Origin of the sequence: Chitinophaga sp. Ak27, assembly GCF_012726295.1 — a bacterium.
Taxonomy (GTDB): domain Bacteria; phylum Bacteroidota; class Bacteroidia; order Chitinophagales; family Chitinophagaceae; genus Chitinophaga.
Window position 1 is genome coordinate 643,445 of sequence record NZ_JABAOB010000002.1, and the last position, 20,586, is coordinate 664,030.

General features: G+C 43.4%; 16 protein-coding genes. 4 read left to right on the forward strand and 12 right to left on the reverse strand.

All coding sequences use genetic code 11. From position 1 onward, the window contains the following. Positions 1 to 24: 24 nt before the first annotated feature. The 4 genes from HGH90_RS10410 to HGH90_RS10425 form a co-directional block, all read right to left on the reverse strand. A complete protein-coding gene (locus HGH90_RS10410; RefSeq protein ID WP_168767476.1) occupies positions 25 to 2,250 on the reverse strand; it encodes a peptidase domain-containing ABC transporter in 2,226 nt (741 codons plus the stop codon). Then, positions 2,213 to 3,538 carry a radical SAM/SPASM domain-containing protein gene (locus HGH90_RS10415; protein ID WP_168767475.1) on the reverse strand — a complete coding sequence of 442 codons (1,326 nt, stop codon included), beginning with the start codon at positions 3,536 to 3,538 and terminating at the stop codon, positions 2,213 to 2,215. Before HGH90_RS10415 ends, HGH90_RS10410 begins: the two co-directional genes overlap by 38 nt. Before the next feature lie 76 nt (positions 3,539 to 3,614). Next, positions 3,615 to 3,812, reverse strand: a complete 198-nt coding sequence (locus tag HGH90_RS10420; RefSeq protein WP_168767474.1) for a hypothetical protein — start codon at positions 3,810 to 3,812, stop codon at positions 3,615 to 3,617. 74 nt (positions 3,813 to 3,886) lie between these two features. Beyond that, positions 3,887 to 6,277 (reverse strand): outer membrane beta-barrel family protein, encoded by a 2,391-nt coding sequence (locus HGH90_RS10425; RefSeq protein WP_169191023.1) that lies wholly within the window; start codon positions 6,275 to 6,277, stop codon positions 3,887 to 3,889. Between the two features lie 1,368 nt (positions 6,278 to 7,645). On the opposite strand from HGH90_RS10425, the gene HGH90_RS10430 reads away from it, so the two are divergent. Next, positions 7,646 to 8,260, forward strand: a complete 615-nt coding sequence (locus HGH90_RS10430; RefSeq protein WP_168767472.1) for an inclusion body family protein — start codon at positions 7,646 to 7,648, stop codon at positions 8,258 to 8,260. A gap of 129 nt (positions 8,261 to 8,389) precedes the next feature. Here the strand turns inward: HGH90_RS10430 and HGH90_RS10435 are convergent, their stop codons facing one another. Next, complete coding sequence (locus tag HGH90_RS10435) at positions 8,390 to 8,713, reverse strand: MerR family transcriptional regulator (protein ID WP_168767471.1); 324 nt, start codon at positions 8,711 to 8,713, stop codon at positions 8,390 to 8,392. A gap of 200 nt (positions 8,714 to 8,913) precedes the next feature. Between HGH90_RS10435 and HGH90_RS10440 the strand changes: the two genes are divergently transcribed. Continuing rightward, complete coding sequence (locus HGH90_RS10440) at positions 8,914 to 9,531, forward strand: cysteine hydrolase (RefSeq protein WP_169191024.1); 618 nt, start codon at positions 8,914 to 8,916, stop codon at positions 9,529 to 9,531. A gap of 87 nt (positions 9,532 to 9,618) precedes the next feature. Here HGH90_RS10440 and HGH90_RS10445 read toward each other — a convergent pair whose 3' ends face one another. Continuing rightward, positions 9,619 to 10,002 (reverse strand): nuclear transport factor 2 family protein, encoded by a 384-nt coding sequence (locus HGH90_RS10445; protein ID WP_169191025.1) that lies wholly within the window; start codon positions 10,000 to 10,002, stop codon positions 9,619 to 9,621. Positions 10,003 to 10,227: 225 nt separating this feature from the next. Next, positions 10,228 to 10,806 carry a hypothetical protein gene (locus HGH90_RS10450; protein WP_169191026.1) on the reverse strand — a complete coding sequence of 193 codons (579 nt, stop codon included), beginning with the start codon at positions 10,804 to 10,806 and terminating at the stop codon, positions 10,228 to 10,230. A gap of 312 nt (positions 10,807 to 11,118) precedes the next feature. On the opposite strand from HGH90_RS10450, the gene HGH90_RS10455 reads away from it, so the two are divergent. Continuing rightward, positions 11,119 to 13,863, forward strand: coding sequence for a hypothetical protein (locus tag HGH90_RS10455; protein ID WP_169191027.1), 2,745 nt, complete (start codon positions 11,119 to 11,121; stop codon positions 13,861 to 13,863). 8 nt (positions 13,864 to 13,871) lie between these two features. Continuing rightward, positions 13,872 to 15,911, forward strand: a complete 2,040-nt coding sequence (locus tag HGH90_RS10460) for a hypothetical protein (protein WP_169191028.1) — start codon at positions 13,872 to 13,874, stop codon at positions 15,909 to 15,911. Between the two features lie 31 nt (positions 15,912 to 15,942). On the opposite strand, the gene HGH90_RS10465 is transcribed toward HGH90_RS10460, so the two are convergent. The 5 genes from HGH90_RS10465 to urtC are packed head-to-tail and all read right to left on the reverse strand — an operon-like array spanning position 15,943 to position 20,585. Next, positions 15,943 to 16,602: a response regulator gene (locus HGH90_RS10465; protein WP_169191029.1), complete on the reverse strand. Its 660-nt coding sequence runs from the start codon at positions 16,600 to 16,602 to the stop codon at positions 15,943 to 15,945. Between the two features lie 2 nt (positions 16,603 to 16,604). Then, complete coding sequence (locus tag HGH90_RS10470) at positions 16,605 to 18,005, reverse strand: ATP-binding protein (RefSeq protein ID WP_168767464.1); 1,401 nt, start codon at positions 18,003 to 18,005, stop codon at positions 16,605 to 16,607. 36 nt (positions 18,006 to 18,041) lie between these two features. Beyond that, entirely contained in the window at positions 18,042 to 18,755 is a 714-nt protein-coding gene (gene urtE / locus HGH90_RS10475; RefSeq protein ID WP_169191030.1) for an urea ABC transporter ATP-binding subunit UrtE, read from the reverse strand. Next, positions 18,752 to 19,507, reverse strand: a complete 756-nt coding sequence (urtD, locus tag HGH90_RS10480) for an urea ABC transporter ATP-binding protein UrtD (protein WP_169191031.1) — start codon at positions 19,505 to 19,507, stop codon at positions 18,752 to 18,754. The genes urtE and urtD overlap by 4 nt, the downstream gene beginning before the upstream one ends. Position 19,508: 1 nt before the next feature. Next, a complete protein-coding gene (gene urtC / locus HGH90_RS10485) occupies positions 19,509 to 20,585 on the reverse strand; it encodes an urea ABC transporter permease subunit UrtC (RefSeq protein ID WP_169191032.1) in 1,077 nt (358 codons plus the stop codon). Position 20,586: the final 1 nt, after the last annotated feature.

The window sequence follows — 20,586 nt, forward strand, 5'->3', positions numbered from 1 at the left end:
AAGAGGACAATTGCTCCAGGATATTCAGACGCCCAACTCCAATTGATTCTTAACCAGGTTAAAATAGTCTCCTTTTGCATTAACCAAACGGTCATGACTTCCCTGCTCTACAATAACCCCTTTGTTTAATACGATGATTTGATCCGCATTTTTTACCGTACTTAAGCGGTGGGCTATAATTAGCACCGTTTTTCCTTCAAAAAAACTGTTTAGGTTTTCCATGATCTGCTTTTCATTGTTGGCGTCCAGGCTACTGGTGGCCTCATCAAATAAAAGGAATGCAGGATCCTTGTATACAGCCCGGGCTATTAACAATCGCTGTTTTTGACCTCCGCTTAACTGGATACCCACGGAGCCAACTTTGGTATTGTATCTCATCGGCAGGTCGGAGATGAACTCATGGATGCACGCAATTTTTGCAGCGTGCATCACTCTTTCACGATCGATATCAGCATCGGCAATGGCAATATTTTCGGCAATGGTACCGGCGAAAATATGCCCGTCCTGAAGTACAATACCACACTTTTGCCGCCAGTCTTCACTGTCAATGGCGGAAAGATCGTTGTCATTGACCAGTATAGAACCAGTATGAGGCGCATAGTAAGAAAGCAGTAGTTTTAAAAGAGTCGTTTTCCCACTGCCGCTGGCGCCTACAATGGCTGTGATTTTATTCCTGGGGATGGAGAACGAAATGTCCTTTAATACAAATGGACTGAAGGAACCGGGGTATTTAAACGTAACATTGTTAACCGATATACTTTTTATATCAGTAGTATATATAGGTTCCGTAAGATCTTCATTCTCATTTTTTTCTAAATAAACGTCATTAATTCTTTTCTGAGCTATATCTGCATCCTGTGCTTCTCGGAGATAGTTAACAAGGTTGGAAACCGGATAGGCTAATTGTCCTAAAATGTAGGATATACTTAATAATGCGCCGATAGTCAGCTGTCCTTTTATAATCAGGAAGGCACAAAATGCGATGGCGATCAGCTCTTTTAGTTTTGAAAAGAAAGATACGCCGATATTCTGATAGATGTTCAGGAAGAATGATCGTAGCTGCAGGTCATTTAATTTTTTCTGAATGTCCGAAAGCTTTGAGATCATCGTGTGTTGCGCATTATTTATTTTGATTTCGGGCATATTCATAATGAACTCATAGAGGCTATTGGTGTTTTCCGTTTGCCGCAGCAAAATAGAATATTCCAGCACCTTTCTGATTTTCAGGAAAAAATGAACCCATGTGACTGAAATAATGCTTAATCCAAAAAAGACACAGAAGATATATTTATTGATGTTGAACAGGATGATGCTGAACGCCATAATATTCATAAGGCTTAAGAATATCTCAATGCCTCTCCAGGTAACGAATGTCTGGATTTTGTTTTGATCCCCTAAACGCTGTAGGGTATCGGTGTTCATTCTGGTGTCAAAGTATTTTATAGGAAGCTTCATTAATTTATGCAGAAACTTCTCTTTCAGTAATACGCTAAGCTCAAAGTTCAGCTTGGTGAGAATCAGGTCGCTGAATATCTGTGATACAAAATTTCCCAGGAAAAGCGCCAGCTGTGCCAGCAATAATGCCCACACAATGGATAGCGACTTTGAAACAATGCCCTTGTCTATTGTTTGCTGAAAGATAATCGGAATCGCCCAGTTGGCTACTAATCCAATTATCATCATGAGCAAGGAAAAGATATATTGCCGCTTATTGTTAAGGATAAAACTGCGGATAAATCTGATAAATTCCTCTTTATAGACTTTTATTCTTTTAGAAGGCTGATATTCAACATTATTATCGGAAGAAGGTTGTAACAGGATGGCTATTCCCTTATTATTGGCACCCATCCAGGCTTTGGAAATGGTTTCCTTATCCAGCTGTATTTTTCCATAGCTGGGATCTGCCAGGAAATATTTAATGCTACCGTTTTTAGATGCAGCAACATCATAAAGTACAACGAAGTGGCTCTGTCGCCAGAATAGAATTAATGGTAATGGTGCTTCTGCTAATTCTTCAGGTGTTAATTTAACACCATTAGCTTCAAAACCAATTATCCTTGACCCTTTCAACATGTCCTGAACAGACACACCCATCCGGGTGACAGAGCATACCTGTTTTATATCCTTGACTGAATATTTACGCTTATAGTAGGCGCATACCATTGCCAGGCAGGCCGGTCCGCAGTCAGAGCTATCTAATTGCGAAATGAACTTAAACTTTCTCCGCTGATACCCTGTTAACAATTTCATCAACCTTGGTTTTTATGATACGCATTTTTTCATTTTCATCCCCGGAATGCACACAGTATTCTGACCCTGATTCAAAATGTTCCATTGCATGCTGAGAACAACCTCCATTACATAATGGCATAATTTTGCAGCTTAGGCAGGGCTTATTCTTGAACTTTATATTCATTCTTCTTTCCAGGTAGTCATTTTCCCATACAAGTGTACCGTCGGAATCCAGGTATCCCGCTCTTTTGGCGGTTGTGAAATCTCTGGCGGTACATTTAAAAAGATCTCCATTATAGTTGATTACGGCGCTGTTACGTTTATCTGCATAACAAGATTCCCTCACGCTATTGGGAGAGTATTTACTTGAAACCTTTACACCCATTTCCTGTATTTTACCCACATTATTATCCAATACCAGGAAAGTATTGTCAATCGCGTCGTTTTGCCATACACGATGATAGTCCATCATCAGGAATTGCTGCCGTAGCTCATAAGGGATGCTGTCAAATTCCTGTGCAATCAGATGTGATCCTTCAATATTCATGTCTGTATAGTTTATCCGCAAGCGAACAAAGAATTTATTCGAGATAAGCAGCTTAACGTTTTCGATTATCTTGTCATAAGATCCTTTGTTGGCGCTCACGAATCTTACCAGGTCATGCTTTTCTTTATACCCATCCAGTGTTATCTGAAGGGTACAGGAAATATTATTATTGTTAAAATAGTCTATAAACTCCTGGTTGATTAGATAGCCATTGGTGGTAAAAGAAATGCCGGTTTGCAGGTTGTTTTTTCTGCATTCCCGGATGTAGGTATCAATAAGAGGAACAACTTCTTTCTGAAAGTATAATAGTGGCTCTCCTCCGAAGAAAGCAAGCTGAAAGTAATTCATGCCCTCCTGGTTGGCAGTTTGGGTAATGAAGGCATTAATCCTGTCAATCATTTCAGGGGTGAGGCGGGAGTTCTTTACATGAGTTTCATAGCAATACCAGCATTTAAAGTTGCAGTTCATACTGGGATTAATCGTTAAGATAAAGCTATCAGGGTTTTCATCAATTGATTTGGATAGCTGTTTTACCTTTTCTATTTCATCTACATCATTGTCAACAAGAAATGCTTTTTTTACCAGGTACTCATAAAATGAGGGGTGTACGTGCTGCAATTCATCTACACCCTCGTGGATAGCGGCCTGCAATATATCTTTCAAATCAGTGTCCAGGAATATCACCTTCTGAGCGAAAGCGTTATACAAAGCAAATTTTCCTGAATACGGGATAATTGAATTGAATTGGCTGAATTTCATATATTCCTGTTTTGCCCGGTTGGAAATGGAGGGCAATGATCTGCCTCATAGCTAAGCGATCATTGCCCCCTTTGTATTATAGACTCTTTTGTGCCTGTGTAGGAGGCTTCTGGCTGCATCCAGCTGCGCAGTTACCGCCATAGCAGTTGTTAGCTCCGATTTGAGCCAGGTCTTCTCCATCAAAAGCTTCGGAGAATCCGCTTACCAGTTTACCTTCTGCATCTTCAGAAAGAGATTCAAACCTTTCGAGATTAAGTTTTTTGTTTTCTTTCATAAAAACTGTTTTTAATATCCCTACTCTATTTAACACAGGCTTTTCGGGGTGCGCCTCTTTTATGCATAAAATATTTAGTTCAGTCTTTTCCGGATTTCTTCGTTAGCAGTTTCCCTGGTTTTTACTTTTTGTAGTTTCGTATTCCCAAAGTTATATCTGACTTTAAATGTTACTGCCCTATTGTAGTTGTTGATGCTGTAGCGATTGGCCGACAACAGGTTATTGGTATATAAGTTATCGTTCAAAACAGATGACCCGTTGTATATATCAGTAAATATCAGGTTGAAAGAAAAGTCGTGAATTGTTTTTCTGATTTGTATGTCGAGAGATGAAGTACTATTTAGCCGCTTACCGCTGATAGCAGATACTGGTCCGTTGTAGTTAAATGTTACAAAGGCAGCCCATTTTGTTCTTTTGGAAATGTATACATAGTTGTCGAGTATAAAATCGAGGCTATGATTGGTTATGTTAAGGGGAACAGCAGGCGCCTTTCCGAGATAGCTACTATAACTGTAAGAGGGCGTGAGGTAGATTTCCCAGACTCCCTTGAAAAGAGATTGATGTAAATTGATGATGAGTTTCAATTCGTTTGCAACCCCATAGTTTAGGTAGGTCTTCTTGAAACTATATTCGCCGTTATCACTGACTGGCACAATAAAGCTTGCGTTGGCATTGGTGTTATTGGTATATGTGAGGGAGAGAACGTAATCGCTTTTTAGTGTATAAGTAAACTCCAGGATGTTTGCCAGAGACGGTTGTAGATATGGATTGTTTTGCGAGAAGTAATGTTGAGAGATATATGTTCTCCCAGGGTAGAGGAGCTCTACAGTCGGACGGTTTATCTTTCTCGAATAACTTAATGCAAACTGATTCGTTGAGTTCAAGCTGTAACTTAACGCCGCGTTTGGGAAAAAATTAATGTAACTGCTATCTACCGATATTCCAATGTTTTTTTCCTGTGTCCTATATTTTGTCACCTCCGCCCGCATTCCTATTTTACCATCCCATTTTTCATTGAAACGTCTTGAGACGCTGGCAAATACAGCATAGTACCACTCATTATATTTATAGTAAACACTCCTCAAACTGTCCGGTTGATAGCCGTTTGGATGTCTCTGGATGTAATAATGCTGGTTATTGCTAATGGTGGTGGAGCTTATTTGAATGCCTGTTGTAAGGAAAAATTGGTTTGCGATTTTTCTTCCATACTCCAGGCGTCCGGAAATGTTAAAGAAGGCCTGGGGCAGATCGCTTTGATATTGATGGAGGTCGTTTTGCAGGCTATCTGTGTCATTTGTACTCCACTCGTTTTTCTGTCGTTGGAAGAAGTGGTTATAATCAACGTTAGCATCCAGATAGTTTTGGCCGGCAGAATCAATTTTCAGGTGATAGTTGATATTGCCGAAGTTGTATATATAAGTGTCGCTACCGGTGTTGTTGAGTTTTTGTAAAGAATCCGGCCTGCTTTGATCGTATTTTGAGAATAGTGTGCTGGTTTGTGTATTTGATTTTCCGGTCACCCCGGAAAACCATCCATTGTAGCTAAGTGAGCTGCTTTTATTAATGTCATAATCCACTTTTAATCCGTTTCCAAAAACCCAGTAACGCCTGAAGTTTCTTGTCTGTAGGTCATTATTGGTTTTGTCGGCGTAGGCAAAATGTTGATCAGCAGTGTAGTAATTGAAGTCCCGGTTGAAAAACGGAATGAGCTGAAGACTAATTTTATTTTTTCTATAGTCAATCAGACCAGAGAGAATGGATTTATTATAAGGCCCCTGTTGTGTTAAAAGGGAAACTGTGCCCAGCCAGCCCTCATTCAGCTGATGCTTCATGTTGATATTGATGATACCTCCACTTGTATTAGCAGGGTATTCGCTTCCGGGGTTGGTGATCAGTTCTACGCTTTTGATATTTCCCGCAGGAGTCGCTTTCAATAGCTCAATAAGCATTTCCCTGGGTATAGCAGTTTTCTTGTTGTTAATATAGACTACGGTTCCTGACTTGCCAATAATTGAAAAGGTGTTATTTTTTTCATCCTGTTTGACAAACGGTATATGCCTCATAAGTTCTACAGCATCACTTCCTTCCATGATACGTTTATCAGGAGTGTAAACGAATCGATCAGATTTTCGTTCGAATGTTTTATAACCATACACAGTCACCGTTTTCAATAAATCAGATCGCAGTGCCAGTTTGATATTAGCGGTTGTGTCGCCCGTCAAATGCAGGGGAATGATGGAATCATATGTGTTAATATTGCTTATTATAAGCTTGTAATGACCAGGATCGAGATTGGCTATTGTATAGTGCCCGGTGCTGTCTGAAATTGTGCTTGTTACAATGGATGAATCTTTTAGCAGTGTTATTCCTGCATATGCTATTGGGCGTTTGCTATCGTCACACAGTAAACCTCTTATGAGGCATTGGGCAGAAGCGATATTTGAGAAAAGCAATGGCATAAACATAAAGGTTAACGCTATAGGTAGTTTCCTGTAGTTAAGCATATAACAATTCGACATTGTTAGAAAAGAAGCACTGAAACAAGGAATGTTGATTCCTGTTTTTTTATAGCACGTGTAAAGTTAAATGTGTGATTGACACTAGTGCCTTGGCATGTTTAATTAGTCCAGATCCTTTTGGTTGTTGTCACGGGTTATTATCATGCTACGCTAAATCATTCCAAGTATCACAGGTTAGTATCACGGGTTACCATTAATCTTTAGTTAAGTATAAGTATAAGTATTACAGGTTAATTGTCTCTTTGGTTATTCCGATCGTCATGGGTTATTTGCTATTGGGTCAATTGTATGTTACAATAGGATTATTTTCCGTTAGTCGTACAAATAGAAACAATTTTTCTTTTCCAACAAAATTTTTTTTTCTCATATCCATCTTGTACGGAAAGCTTTGATGGACGTACTTTTACGTTATGGCTGACATATAACTAGATAAGAAATAATAGATAGAATATTGACAAATGGCGTTCCTGTACTGGCGATTTTATTTTTTTTCTTCTGAAGAAAACAGATCGCTATATCTGGTTTAAACGAAGTTAATATTTGAGCGTACTCGGAAGGTTTTGTGACTTATGCATTATAGGATCCTCACTGCAACTTTTTTCGATAGGAAACCTTATCTGCGATCAAATGTCTTCCGTATAACTTTATCAGGTTAAACCGGTCGATGAACAGGAAGGTGTCATGATGTCTTTTACCGGCCATCCCCATTATGCTTTTCAGGGCTAATCCATTAAAGCGGGCTCCATCGATGGCGTTTCTAATAAACACTATGGTCGGTAACAAACTGCTTCCCTTCGCTAATCAATACATAGTAGGATAGAAGAACCTTTTCATTTTTTCTTTTCATATCTTCGATAAATATAAGTGCGTCAGTTGTAGTTAATTATATACTGTTCGGATTGCTAATTATCAATCAAAAGGAAAATTTGGCCGGTAAAGAATAACTTTTTTATAGAAAAAAATATTCCCGTCAAACAAAATGACATCTGCTCTTGTTAGTAAGTCAGCAATTTTTTATCATTAACTCAAAATAACCATGATCTAAGGCGTTATACCCTACCCTAGATTGCTGCACGAAAAGATTGGAAATGTTACAACAAAAACATTTACGGGCATAAACATTCATCTGTAATGTGAACGGCTAGTTTTTACTGCCAGTACTTTGCAGCCGTTTCGTTCATGGGTGTTTAATGCAGAGGGGGATACTATGCCCTGTTCATGATTGTTTCTTCGTTTCCAATAGCTATTCCTTTAATAAATGGCGGATACCGAAAAGCCATAACAGAGTAGGTATAAACTTAAAAATCCTATTTTATGACAACCACAAGAACAAAACCAGTAAAAGGTATTCACACAGACCAGTATGAACCAGCTGACATTGAAATCACAATAGTGATCGATACAAACTATGTAATTAAATATTGTGAAGATCACAAGATTGATCTTACCAAGTACACACAAGATAATCCATATCCGATAGACCATAATAGCGAATACATGGTTTGTACCGGATCACGTGGAATCATCAGTGGTCAGGGCACCGCCGATTTAAATTTCAAAGCACATGTGGAGGATACCGTTTCTTTCCGCGCAGTATCTGCTTCTGATAATCAGGATAATGCAGTGATTTTGTATGGTATTATTAAGAATCCGAATGTATCACCTAATGACGACGTATTTGACACATTTCAATATACCCCTGTAACAAGAACAGGTGCAGTAGTAGCAAATCCAGACAAAAAATCGAATGGGTTGCCTCCGAAACAGAAATCAGTCACCTTTTATTCCCATAAAGCAACGGTAGGTCAACCTGGAACCGAAGCATTTATGGTAAATTTTGCGCTATACACGTTGGATGATTCCGGAAATAATCAAACCATATATGGCTATTTCCAATGGGATCCAACCATTACGGTACCAGAGCAATAACACACACCCATATCCAAAACTTAAGGCTGACTAAAAAGCATATACCCGGTATATGTTTTTTAGCCAGCCTTTTGCTGTCATGCTATATCAGTACATATTTAACCTTCCACAGATGATTATTCTCCCCGGTTAACTTTTACCTTTTTTTAATTTGGTAAGCGTTTCTTCAATCATTTCCATACGCTTTTTTACCTTTTCAGCCGAGGCGTCCAGTGTGTAGCCATCGTCCATAAGTTCCTTGACGAGCAGCATTTTTTTTATGTTTTTGTAATCATACCGCCTGTTTTTACCTTCTTCTTCGGTTAGGCTGGTGATAATTCCTTTCTCTTCCCAATACCGTATCTGGCGTGTGGCAATGCCTGTGATTTGCGAAACTTCGCCTATGCCTACTACCAGCTTATCCAAAAAGTCGAAGTCGAACGACAGGTCATTTTCTGATTTACTTTTGGTCATTTTGTAAATTATTTACAATTTATGTTGCAAATATAGAATTAATGCCTTTATTTTGCAATTGTAGATTATTTACAATTTTTGAAAATTAAGAGCAATAAATGAGGTGAAGCAACTAGTAGCCGCATATACAGTAGAACGTAATTAGAAAAAAACAAGAAAAATAAAATAGGGATACTCTTTTTAATCTTAACTATATAACAATGACTGCAACAATAAACGCACAGGAGCAAACCAAATCAGCCTTAATCCTCATTGAAACACAAAACGAATGGATGCACAAAGACGGTAAATTATACAAGGCGTTAGTTGAAGATAGGGAAATGATGCATCATTCAATCACTAACATTGAAAAAGCACTGGACTATGCAAGGAAAAACAATATCGAAGTTATACACGTAGGGTTGCGCTTTGAAAAAGGCTATCCCGAATTAGCCAACGGAAAGAGCGGTTTGCGCAAAGCCATCCCGAATGCCGGAACATTCCCGATTAACGAATTTGGTTCACAGTTCTATAAAACAGTAAAGCCGATTGACGGCGAGTTTATCGTAACCGGACGTGTCGGCGCAAGCGGATTTACAGGGTCTAATTTAGACGTGTACCTGCGTAACAACAAAATTGAAAACCTGTATTTGGTCGGATATGCTACCCATGTTTGCGTAGAGAGCACATTACGTGATGCCCACGAAAAAGGCTACAATACTTTCCTGATTTCAGACGGAACGGCTGCGTTCAACCGTATGCAGCAAGACTATGTTATACGCGAGGTCGTTCATCACTTTGGTGAACATCTCACAGTCGAAGAGTTTATTAATGAGTAGAGATTTATAAACGTAATTCCAGCGGAGGTTACAAAGCCACAGAATCATCCGTTACGGCGGGTTTTGTGGCCTGTACGTTTATAACTCTCACTGCAGTTCTTCCCGATAGGAGATCTTATCTACGATCAACCATTTCCCGTTTAACTTTACGAGATTAAACCGGTCAATGAAGCGGAAGGTGTCAAAAGTCAATTGTACGTGAGCAGACCCGGTATCTCCATCCCAGGTATATGACAGTAGTTCCGGTTGACATTCCTGCAATGTTGCCTGGGCAACCAGGTCCAGGTATTGTGGCAATGTCCATTGCACCAACTTCCCTGCTATGATGGTCCTGATGTATGCATCGGGGTGAAACGCCACCCGGAGTCTTTCGATGTCTTTTACCGGGCGTCCCTGAAGATAATCATTCAGCGTAAGCAGGATCAAATGCTTTTCGGTTTCTGCGCCAATTTTGTTTGCTTGAGTTTTCATGTGATATACCATTTTTGTTTTGATGAGGCAAAGCTAAGGGTGTGCGCTGTTTTGCCGGTTGGTGTTATCAAACGGATAATTGTGAAAATCAAAGAATAGGAGGGTGGGCTTCATTTGCTTTCAATTCCAGTCGGTATGTATGCGCCTGATTTTCCCGTTGGAAAACGTCTGGCGCCTTGTGTCGGATATTTTTTACAGCCATGCACTGGCGTAGTTTAAGTGTCCTTACCGGGAAACAGGTTGGGAAGCTATAGGAGCCGTATGCCGGGAGCCTGTAGTACCTAAATTTATAGCTCTTGCTATTCGTGGGCGATTATATCGTTGAAGGAAAATTGGATATAGGTTTAATGCGATATTTAATCCGAGCAGCCACAGAGATTTGAGAACTCCAAATTTAAATGCCGTGAAAACATTAAGCCCAAATACTATGAGCAAGATAATTATGTGACCTAGTTCAGATTTTTTAGTTTGATAAAGCAAATTCATCAAAGATTTGATGTTTTTTTCTACTGGCTTTGATTTTTTATTCAGTTTTTCCCATCCAATCCAAACTAATAATTTCCTGTAGAAATTTATTCCGAGTGTTTCGTATATTCTTCCTCCCCGTTCCCATCGCTTTTCATTATAGTAAGATGAAGTAAGTGGGCTTTTCAGTGTTTCAGTAAACGCAAGCACACATAGCATCAAAAGGAAATTCAGCGCCCATGCGAAAGTAAGACTATCCAGCTTCATATAATAAACCAGTGCATATAGTGAGGCAAGTCCAATAATTGAAATTGAAATTAGGTTTAATGCTTTTCTCATATATTATGTTCATTTTTGGATGCTTTGATGCTGTTTCCCTATTTCCAAATATACACAATTCACTTAGCCAACAGGAAGAGCAATAAATTATTTCATGTCAGACTGTAGGATACAACGGATATTTTATCTGAGTTGCCCGGGTAAGAAGTAAATTATAGGAACCGATCAAAGGAGGATTCATAAATATAAAAAGGGGCAGGGTCCAGTTAAATAACAAAGTAATTGGATAGATTTTGGGGCTTGATTTTTTCAAAAATAAGTCCGAACTTACTATAGACGACCCAGCGCCGTCTACCCCAAACATTAATCCTTATGAGTATGCCCAATGCCGTGAAATGGATTAAGCTGGAATTTGTTCGTATCCACGAAGGTATGTTGACGTTGAACTATCAAGATAGTTCCGGGGCAGAAATCATTGCCCGCGAAGCGTTTCAAATGCTTGAAATGGAGGGCTGGCCGGAGCCGCTGTTTATTGATCCGGCTGTAAGGGATTATATTTTAGGCGAAGGTTTATTTTCAGCGTTGCAACAGGCGCGCTTATCCCTTCCCGTTTACGTTGAAATAGAAAAGATTTCCCTTTGGCCTGACCAGCCATTACTCAAGAAAGACTCGTTAATCCGCGTATTATTGCTCACCATTATTCCCTGGGAGGTCGGTTTTCAGCTGTATTATTTTAACGAGCACATTTTTTCAAAACAGGCGGTCAGCTATCCGGTTACTGTTGGTTTTGGAGAGAATAATCACTCATTTTATCATCAGCTTCATCTTTTACTTCAGGAAGAAATTTCCAGGGAACCGATATACGAAAAATATCGTTTTTTCGAAAACTGGCATTGGTGCAGCATCTTGATCCTGGGATACCGGGATATTGTAAATATTTTAGAGCGGGGCGGCTTGAGTGCCGCTAACCAGCTGGTTATTATAACAGCAGATGACGATAAAGAAATGCCAGATGAATTATTGGTTTTTCTTTACCGCAATCTGAAATTGCTGCCCGTTAATAGTATTATTCTTACATCCTCCAGGGACCAATTGCGATTTATATCGAAGTTAGTTGCGAGACTGGCCGGCCGCTTCTCATTACCGGAAGCACTGGATTTTGTCCGCAGCGACTATAAATACGACGCGTCCCCAATGGTGATATCCAGCCCGGTCGGGAACGGCCCCCATAAGGAGGAGGATGTATGGAGAACCGAAAGCGCTCCCAGTTACCCGGCAGGAAGCTCAAAGGACAAATGGATACTGGCCGATGATCATAACGCGGCAGTGAGTCTAAGTCCAGCTGAGATTATTAAAGTGAACGATCGTAAAGTAGATGTGGCCGTTGAGCAAGGCGATAGCCATGGGAAGTGGTTAAGTAGGTATTCGCCGGTAAAACGCGGTGCTTTTTATCGCCTGCACATCAAAATAGGTCAAACAGGGCCGCATAGCCTGATGCAAGGGAAGGTTCCTGCGATAGATCCGCTGTTGCCTGATCCCGCAGGGGAGAAGGGACATGAGGTCGATATTGTGGTATTCCCAAAGGATTTTACGCTGAGGTCAGCATCGCTGCAAACAATTTTTTTACCGCTGGCAGGTGAATCGAAGGTGTCCACCTTCGACCTGGTAGCGCCTAAAGAGGGGAAAATAGCCAGCTTGAGGATAGGTGTTTTTCACCGCAATGTGTTACTGCAGTCATTTATCCTGGAGGCCAGGATGGCAGGCTGGATCAGTTTCTCTTTATATCCGGCTATCAGTGTAAGGTTAGACGTTGCCAACTCCGGGAAGTTTGATAATCTCGGTGAGCTAAAGGAACGGAGCTTGTTTATTGGCGTGAACGGGAATCAAAATGGAACACATTCGATTTTCTTCAAGAAAGAGGAGGTGGCCGAGGAAATTACCGGGATCAATCAGGCCGATATTGAAGCGGCGCAAACCCAGTTTTGTGAGCTGATCAGGGATATTTATGGCGGACAGGAGGCGCCAAGATATAACCTGAAGGAGCTGGAAGGGCGACCATTCAGCGAGTCTTTTTATGAAGATGTACGCAAGTTGGCCAGATTCGGCTCCGGCAGGTATAATTTATTTTTTGAGCCTTCCAAAACACCCCTGGGCAAGAAGTTAAAGGAGATCAGGGCGCTTGCTGACCAGCAGATCACCATCGCCAGGCACCAAATGGATTTTGCCTTTCCCTGGGCAGCTATTTACGACTACCCGATGCCTCCAGACATAGAGGGTAGTGCTCCGCATCCTGTCTGCACCGGTGAGCCTTTTGACCCGGGTCAGTACAAGGATTTTTATGATGCATCCTGGCAGGGATGCCCGCATAACCCTCATTATAAATGTTATTGTACATCAGGTTTCTGGGGTATTCGTCATCGTATAGAACAGCTGTTAACTACAGATGCTGCCACTGATTCGGTACTTACATTGGACGCTAGCGTCAACCACCGTATTATTTTCTCCAAGAATTCTACCGACCAGGCCACTACCCAGTTAAGCAGCGATTTGCAGTCACTTCCGGCGCAATTGACAGAGATAACCTATGATAAAGATCTGCTCTCGCTGTTGTGGGATAGTAAAACGAGGCCGTTGGTGCTCGCCGTGATCGGGCACCTGGAAACAAATCCTATCAATGGCGAGCCGGATTGCTCCAGGATTATTACGTTCCCGAAAGCTTTATGGCCTGCGGGCCGTGGCCCTATTCCGGCGGAGAAATGGATCTATCAGCAACTACTGCAAAATAAGATTATGCGCGATGATGCCTGGGAAGGAGATCCTCTTCCCATGGTGTTTTTAATCAATTGCAGTAGTATGGCCATGAATTTTAATAGCCTGGATTCTATCTCCAAGGCATTTCATACCGCCGGCGCAGCAGCTATCATCGGTACAGAGGGTACCATACATGCCAGCATCGGTACCCGGTTTCTAAAGCAGGTGCTGGAAGATCTCTATTTGAGGGAAATGGAACTGGGAGAAGCTATCCAGGCATTTAACAAGGGGATGTTTGCGTTAGGCGCCCCGGTGGCATTTATCTTTACTTGTTTTGGCAACAGTAATCTCAAACTTGTCAAATAAATAACCCCATGAATAAGTTCTTTACTTTTTTTGTAATACTGGCAGGCTGCTTTGTAATGCCGGTAGCGGTAAGTAGCCAGGTTCCGGGTCCCCTTTCAGCAGAACTGAATGGCACGGTTAATATAGATACGGTGTCGATTCCTCTGCCACTGGAAAACGGTCATCCCCCGAAACTGTCGCTTGCTTCTTCCAGGCCTTATACGGTTAAATCAGGAGGTAACTTGCAGGGAGAGCCGTATAGCCGGGCATTTAATATTTACCTGGATGAGAAAGGGTTTCCAACTATAGGGATTATCGTAGATATGCGGGTACTGGCAAAGGCGGGGACTTACGAATTGGCGGTGATGTTTAAGAAAACTGATTCCACGCTGGAGCCTGTCACCGTAACACTGGTGCGTCCAGCCCCTGTGCTCGACACCATTAGCACCCCCAGGGTTATCATAGATGGCTGCACGACTACTTTCAGTACAGCGCTCGTATTGAAAGAAACGAGCAAGCTTGCCAATATTAGTGGGCTCGTGGTGCACCCGCCTTATTTTAATATTTGCAACGACAGCACGTTGGTAGCTATAGATAAGCGCCCTGTTAATCTTTCTGCCGGTACTACGCTGGAGTTTATTTATCGCCTCAATAACACCAGTATCAACAAACTACCTCTTGGCAAAAGCGTAGGATTTGCCCAGGTTACTTCACCTAATCTGCAGACGCCCCTGGTTATTCCTTTTGAGATTATCAATAAGCGCAGCTCCTGGTGGATAGTCGTAGCAATCGTACTTGGACTTATTACCGGCCTTGTGGTAAGGCACTACCTGGCAGACAAAAAGCAATGGGAGCAGCAGCGGATGAATGGATTCATCTGTATTGAAAATATCCAAAAGGAGGTAGCCCGGATACAGGATAAGCCCTATCGCGATGCGGTAGCGCAACTCTTACTGGGACTAAATGCATTGCTCGAAAAGGCGGGAGGGGCCGCCTATTTCACCGGTATTGCCGATCCTGATATTGCCACGAAAATACAGGAAGTAACTACGGCCTACAACGCGCTAAAGGCCGCCCTGGAGCAAAGGCTAAAAGATCTGGATGGCAAACTTAAGAAAATAGCGGGCTGCTTTGAAAATGATGCTCCCAGCTCTTTGGTGGCAGGGAAGCTGGCTACCGCCGGGCTTTCCTATAAATTTGTGTTGGATAGAATGGAGGGCTTTGATCCCACTGCCGCGGAGCCCTCCCTGGAAAAAACTATTGCTGGTATTGCAGAAGCTATAGGAGATATTAAAAGCTATTTGCTATCTGTTCAGCAACTGCTTTCAAGAGACGAAAGCTATCCGGCCAGTATACCCCAGCAACTGAAAACCACCATCAAAACCACGATGGGTACGATAATGGGAAGCCTGACCGAATTAAAGGATGATCCAAACGATCTCCTGCTGTTAACCGCCAACGTTACCGTTTTGCGAAAGATGTCGGGCAAGCTTACTGACCTGATAAATTTCTATAAAGAGAGCCTGGACAAAGCATATAAACTGCCGGCCAATAAGGCTAATCCGGCTGTAGTGAAATTTGAACAGACCCTTGCAGCATGGAAAACAAAGCTTTCAGATATTGCCGCCAATGCAGCTGGCTCTCCGGATGCGGCTACCTATCTGGATGCTGCTTTTGTACAGCAAATAGAACAGCAGTGGGCAGAGGTGCTGAAGATAGAAGATCCGGCATTTGGCTCAGAGCGGGTAAGCCCTAAATCCTACAGTTATACTGTTGCAGATACCGGCAAGCAGCAACCAGTGTCCCCGGCGGCTGATATATTTGATAGCAAGAGTCCACTCTGGCAAAAGATCAGCGCTGAAACTACTGTTGCCAGGAAAAAGCTCATATTTTATGGGCTCCTGCAAACCATTATTTTGGCTGTTATACTATGCGCCATTGCCTATAATACTTATGGCCCGGGCTTTATCGGCACCTTTAACGAGTTACTCGTTTATTTCCTGTTTGCCTTTTCAATTGATATTACGGTAGATACGGTGCTCAAGTACAAAGGAGGGAAGGTGGTATGAGATCCTTCAAGTTACAGTGGGAAATGCCTGGTTAGTCCTCTTTCAACAGCCGGTTATTCCTGCTATATTCCACCGCTTCCTCTATGCTGTTCACCTGGAATTTACGCAGGATGTTCATTCGGTGCGCTTCTATCGTGCGGATACTGATGTTCAGCGACTCTGCGATGTCTTTGTTGTTGTGCCCCTGGCTGATCATGCGCATAATTTGTTCTTCGCGGCGGGAGAGGGAGATCTCGGGTGTACCACCGTTTCCGGCGGCTTGCCGGGCATCCAGGTATTTCTTTACGAGCACGTCGCTTACTTCACCGATGAAGTAATACCTGCCCTGGTGAATGGTGCGGATGGCGCTAAGGAATATTTTGTTGCTGGTATCTTTCAGGATATAGCCGCTGGCGCCCATTTCCAGGGCGGCGGCTACATAGTCGGGTTCGTCAAAGAGACTGAAGAACAGAATTCTTACACGGGGATTTCTTTCCAGCAGTTGGATACTGGTTTCCAGGCCGTTCATTCCAGGCATGCGGATGTCCATAATAATAACATCCGGCTGTATCTCTGCCAGCTGCTGTATCGCATCTTCCCCGCTGCTGGCTTCGCCGGTTACTTCCATATCGGCTTCACTGTTGATCAGTTGTTTTAAGCCATTCCGGAATATTTCATGATCATCTACTAAAAAAACGCCTATCTTTTTCATTGCTAAAATGTTAGTGCTAACTGTATAATTGTTCCGGTGCCGGGCTGTGAATCAATCAGGAGTGTTCCTCCGAGCAATTCCGCCCTTTCTTTCATATTACGGATACCATTTACTTTCCTGGCCTGTTCGTTAGAGTAGAGTTGGTGGCTGTCGAAGTGAAAGCCCTGGCCATTGTCTCTTACGGTGAGCTGCAGGAAGTTGGCGGCGCCGTCAATGTCTATTTCAATGATGTTTGCATGCGCATGCTTAATAGCATTGTTTAATGATTCCTGCAAGATACGATAAACGCCTATTTTAACTTCTTTCGGCAATGTTGCGGCTGATAGAGTTTCTTCCAGCCGGAAATCAATGCCTGGTGCGGTTTGCCGGCATAGCCTGAGCAGCTCATCGATAGCGGCCCGCAGCCCGAAGTCCTCCAGCACGCTGGGCAACAGGTCGGCGCAGATGCGTTTGGTTTCGTTGATAATACTATACATCATGGTATTGACCAGGGCAATTTCAGGATCATGCTGCATGCTGCGGTCTTCTATCTGTTCCAGCTTCATCCGGAGGCTGGTCAGCATCTGCCCGATGCCATCATGTATTTCTGCGGCAATCCGTTTGCGCTCTTTTTCCTGTCCGTTTATAATAGAGTAGGACCGGATGCGCTGTTCCATTTCCTGGCGCAGCAATTTCTCCTGGTTAGCCAGCTGTACTTCTTCGGTTAGCTTTCGCGCCCGTTCCTGTGCATCTACCAAACCCCGGATAATTTTGCGGATACGGGTAGATAACGGGTAAAAGATCAGGCCTGCTTCCAGCATCAGGGTAAACAGCACCAGGCCAAGTACGATATATTCAATTTCTTTCAGGTTGCGGATACGTTCCTTCGAAAAACGGTCATAATCGAATACAATCAGCTCCATGCCCAGCAGGTAGGATTTCTCGTATGCCAGGATGGTTTGTACATAAGGGCGTATACGCGATGTGTTAAAAGCGGTATCCTCATTCAGTACGACGATCATGTTGCTGGCGGCGTTCCATATTTCCTGGTGCGGGTTACGGATGATTTCAAACATCTGTTTCAGTTCATCCTGGTCATTTGCCGGCAGGTTAAGGAAATTGCTGCCAGACTGTAAGCCTTCGTGCGATTTCTGCCACTGCTTCAGTGTATTTATAAACTCTTTCCGGTTGTCTTCTATATCGCGGCCCGACTCCAGCAGCAGCGCCAGCTTACTGAGCGTTTGGCTATAGGTGCGCAGCCTGGCTGCAAAGTTGATCACATGCGCGTCGTTCATCTGGTGGCTCAGCGCCTGCTGGATCTTTATCTGGCTGAATACCGACAACAACGCAATAGTGGTAAGTGCCACCGCATAAAGGATGGTGAAGATCTTAAAAATACTTCTGTCTTCGGATACTGGATGCATAGTGATAAAGATAAACAAAACCCACGCGCGTCTTAGCTATACGGCAATATGTTTTTCCAGTTCGGTGTGTTTCAACGCTTCAGCGGTACCATCCAGCACCATCCGGCCACGGTCCATAAAATAGTAATGATCTGTTACCTGGTTGGCAAAATCAATTTTCTGTTCCACCAGTAAAACCGATAACCCTTTCTCCTGCACCAGTTGTTTCAGAATGCCGCCAATCTCCTGGGCAATGGAAGGTTGTATGCCTTCTGTAGGCTCGTCGAGCAACAGGAGGGAGGGGGCGCTTACCAGCGCCCGTGCAATAGAAAGCTGCTGTTGTTGTCCGCCGCTGAGGTTTCCGCCGGCGCGTTTGCGGAAGTCTTTCAGTATGGGAAACAGCCGGTAGATCTCTTCTTCCGGGACCTTCGCTTTGCGGTTGGGATGAGCCTCCAGCCCCAGTAGGAGGTTTTCATACACCGAAAGCTTTGGGATAATTTCCCGGCCCTGCGGTACGTAAGCAATACCGGCTTTTGCTTTTTTATACGGCGGCAGGGAAGTAATGTTTTCATCATTAAAAGTAATATTGCCTTCCTGCGCCGGAAGCAGGCCCATAATGGTTTTTAGCAGGGTGGTTTTCCCTACGCCATTGCGCCCCATTACAGTAGTGATAGCTCCTTTTTTTACGGCAAGGCTGGTGCCACGCAAAATGATACTCTGCCCGTAAGCGGCGGAGATATTGTTAACTGTTAATACCGGTGTGTTACTCATAATGTTTCAAGTTGTGCGTTAGTACGTCCCAAATAACAATCTATTACCCGCTGATCGTTCTTCACTTCAGCAAAGGTGCCTTCCGTTAGTCTTTTTCCGCGAACCAGTACTGTTACCAGTTCGTTGGCTATCTGTTCTACGAATTTCATATCGTGTTCTATCACAATAATGCTGTGGGATTTCGACAGTTCGAGGAGCAGGGCCCCTGTTTTCTCTGTTTCTTCGTCACTCATGCCTGCTGCGGGTTCATCGATGAGCATCAGCGTTGGGTCCTGCAGCACTACGATGGCTATCTCCAGCCATTGCTTTTGTCCGTGCGACAGGTCGCCCGCTGGTTTATACATCACGTTGGTGAGCGACAGCTTCACGGCCACCTGGTGTATCTTCTCTTCCAGCGCGGGCGTAGATTTGAAGAAAAGGGAGGTGAAGATATCTTTCTTCATTTTTGCGGCCAGCAACAGGTTGTCATACACGGTGAGCCCCGGGAATACGGATGGCTTCTGGAATTTCCGGCCAATGCCGGCCTCCGCTATCTTTACTTCCGATTTGCCAAGTATGGATTTGCCGTTGAAGGTAATGTCTCCTTTGTCGGCTTTTGTTTTCCCGCAGATGATATCGAGGAAGGTGGACTTGCCGGCGCCATTAGGGCCAATGATGACCCGCAGTTCTTTGTCGCGCAGGCTGAAATGATCGAGGTTCAGTGCGTGTACGCCGCCAAATGATACGGACAGATTATTTACGTTGAGCAGCATATCAATGGGTTTGCGATGTCTTGAGCCGGGTGGCGGAGAATTTCTGCCGGATGATATCTCCCAGTCCCATAAATCCTTTATCGAAATATAATACCGTAATTACAAACAGGAAGCCCAGGATGAATAGCCATGAATCCGGAAATAAACTGGTGCAGATGCTGTAGAGGAAGTTTACCAGCAAAGCGCCTATCACCGCGCCTTTTAGGTTGCCCCTGCCGCCAAGTGCTACCCACATCACCATTTCAACCGATGCTTTTACATCCATACGCCCGGGCGTTATAATGCCTGTTTGGGGAAGATACAGCATTCCGCCAACGGCGGCTAACAGTGCCGCCACTACGAAAACGGCCAGCTTGTAGTCTTCCACTTTGTAGGCGGTGTAGCTGACCCTGGATTCGCTGTCGCGGATAGCCTGCAGAACTTTCCCAAACTTGGAGTGCGTTATCCGGTAGCAGCAGTAGTAAGCGGAGCAAAGTACGGTAAGCGAAACCAGGTACAGTGCCAGCTTTACGGAAGAAGAGGACAGCGAGTAACCCAGTATGCTATTAAAGTCCGTGAGACCGTTGGTGCCGCCCAGGTTGGTTTCATTCCGGAGAAATATTAACCACATGGCCAGCGTCAGCGCCTGTGTAATGATGGCCATGTACACGCCTTTGATCCGGCTTCGGAATAATACCAGGCCAATAATAAAAGCAAATGCCGCGGGGATCAGTAGACATAGTACTACCGACCATCCAAAAGAATGAAATGGTTGCCAGAAGAAGGGTAATGTGTCTATTTTGTTCCAGGCCATGAAGTCGGGCAGGGTTGCCCCGGATGCTACCGTTTTCTTCAACAGCAGGTGCATGGCAATGCCGTAGCTGCCCAGGCAGAAGAAGAACGCCTGGCACATAGACAGGATACCGGTATATCCCCAGATAAGGTCGATGCCCAATGCAGCTATTGCAAAGCAGAAGTACCGCCCCCACACAGAGATAGTGTTCACGGAAAGGAGGCCGGCCAGGTAACCTGCCGGCAGCAGGATCGCAAAGAAAGCGACGAATAGTATATATAGCAGTGTGTTGTTTTTCGTTTTCATG

Excerpts from the sequence above, each read along its gene's own strand:
- HGH90_RS10450 (WP_169191026.1), bottom strand. The coding sequence starts at position 10,806 with ATGAGAAAAGCATTAAACCTAATTTCAATTTCAATTATTGGACTTGCC.
- HGH90_RS10440 (WP_169191024.1), top strand. The coding sequence starts at position 8,914 with ATGACTGCAACAATAAACGCACAGGAGCAAACCAAATCAGCCTTAATC.
- HGH90_RS10445 (WP_169191025.1), bottom strand. The coding sequence starts at position 10,002 with ATGAAAACTCAAGCAAACAAAATTGGCGCAGAAACCGAAAAGCATTTG.
- HGH90_RS10435 (WP_168767471.1), bottom strand. The coding sequence starts at position 8,713 with ATGACCAAAAGTAAATCAGAAAATGACCTGTCGTTCGACTTCGACTTT.
- HGH90_RS10460 (WP_169191028.1), top strand. The coding sequence starts at position 13,872 with ATGAATAAGTTCTTTACTTTTTTTGTAATACTGGCAGGCTGCTTTGTA.
- HGH90_RS10410 (WP_168767476.1), bottom strand. The coding sequence starts at position 2,250 with ATGAAATTGTTAACAGGGTATCAGCGGAGAAAGTTTAAGTTCATTTCG.
- urtE (WP_169191030.1), bottom strand. The coding sequence starts at position 18,755 with ATGAGTAACACACCGGTATTAACAGTTAACAATATCTCCGCCGCTTAC.
- HGH90_RS10470 (WP_168767464.1), bottom strand. The coding sequence starts at position 18,005 with ATGCATCCAGTATCCGAAGACAGAAGTATTTTTAAGATCTTCACCATC.
- urtC (WP_169191032.1), bottom strand. The coding sequence starts at position 20,585 with ATGAAAACGAAAAACAACACACTGCTATATATACTATTCGTCGCTTTC.
- HGH90_RS10430 (WP_168767472.1), top strand. The coding sequence starts at position 7,646 with ATGACAACCACAAGAACAAAACCAGTAAAAGGTATTCACACAGACCAG.
- urtD (WP_169191031.1), bottom strand. The coding sequence starts at position 19,507 with ATGCTGCTCAACGTAAATAATCTGTCCGTATCATTTGGCGGCGTACAC.
- HGH90_RS10420 (WP_168767474.1), bottom strand. The coding sequence starts at position 3,812 with ATGAAAGAAAACAAAAAACTTAATCTCGAAAGGTTTGAATCTCTTTCT.
- HGH90_RS10455 (WP_169191027.1), top strand. The coding sequence starts at position 11,119 with ATGAGTATGCCCAATGCCGTGAAATGGATTAAGCTGGAATTTGTTCGT.
- HGH90_RS10425 (WP_169191023.1), bottom strand. The coding sequence starts at position 6,277 with ATGTTTATGCCATTGCTTTTCTCAAATATCGCTTCTGCCCAATGCCTC.
- HGH90_RS10415 (WP_168767475.1), bottom strand. The coding sequence starts at position 3,538 with ATGAAATTCAGCCAATTCAATTCAATTATCCCGTATTCAGGAAAATTT.
- HGH90_RS10465 (WP_169191029.1), bottom strand. The coding sequence starts at position 16,602 with ATGAAAAAGATAGGCGTTTTTTTAGTAGATGATCATGAAATATTCCGG.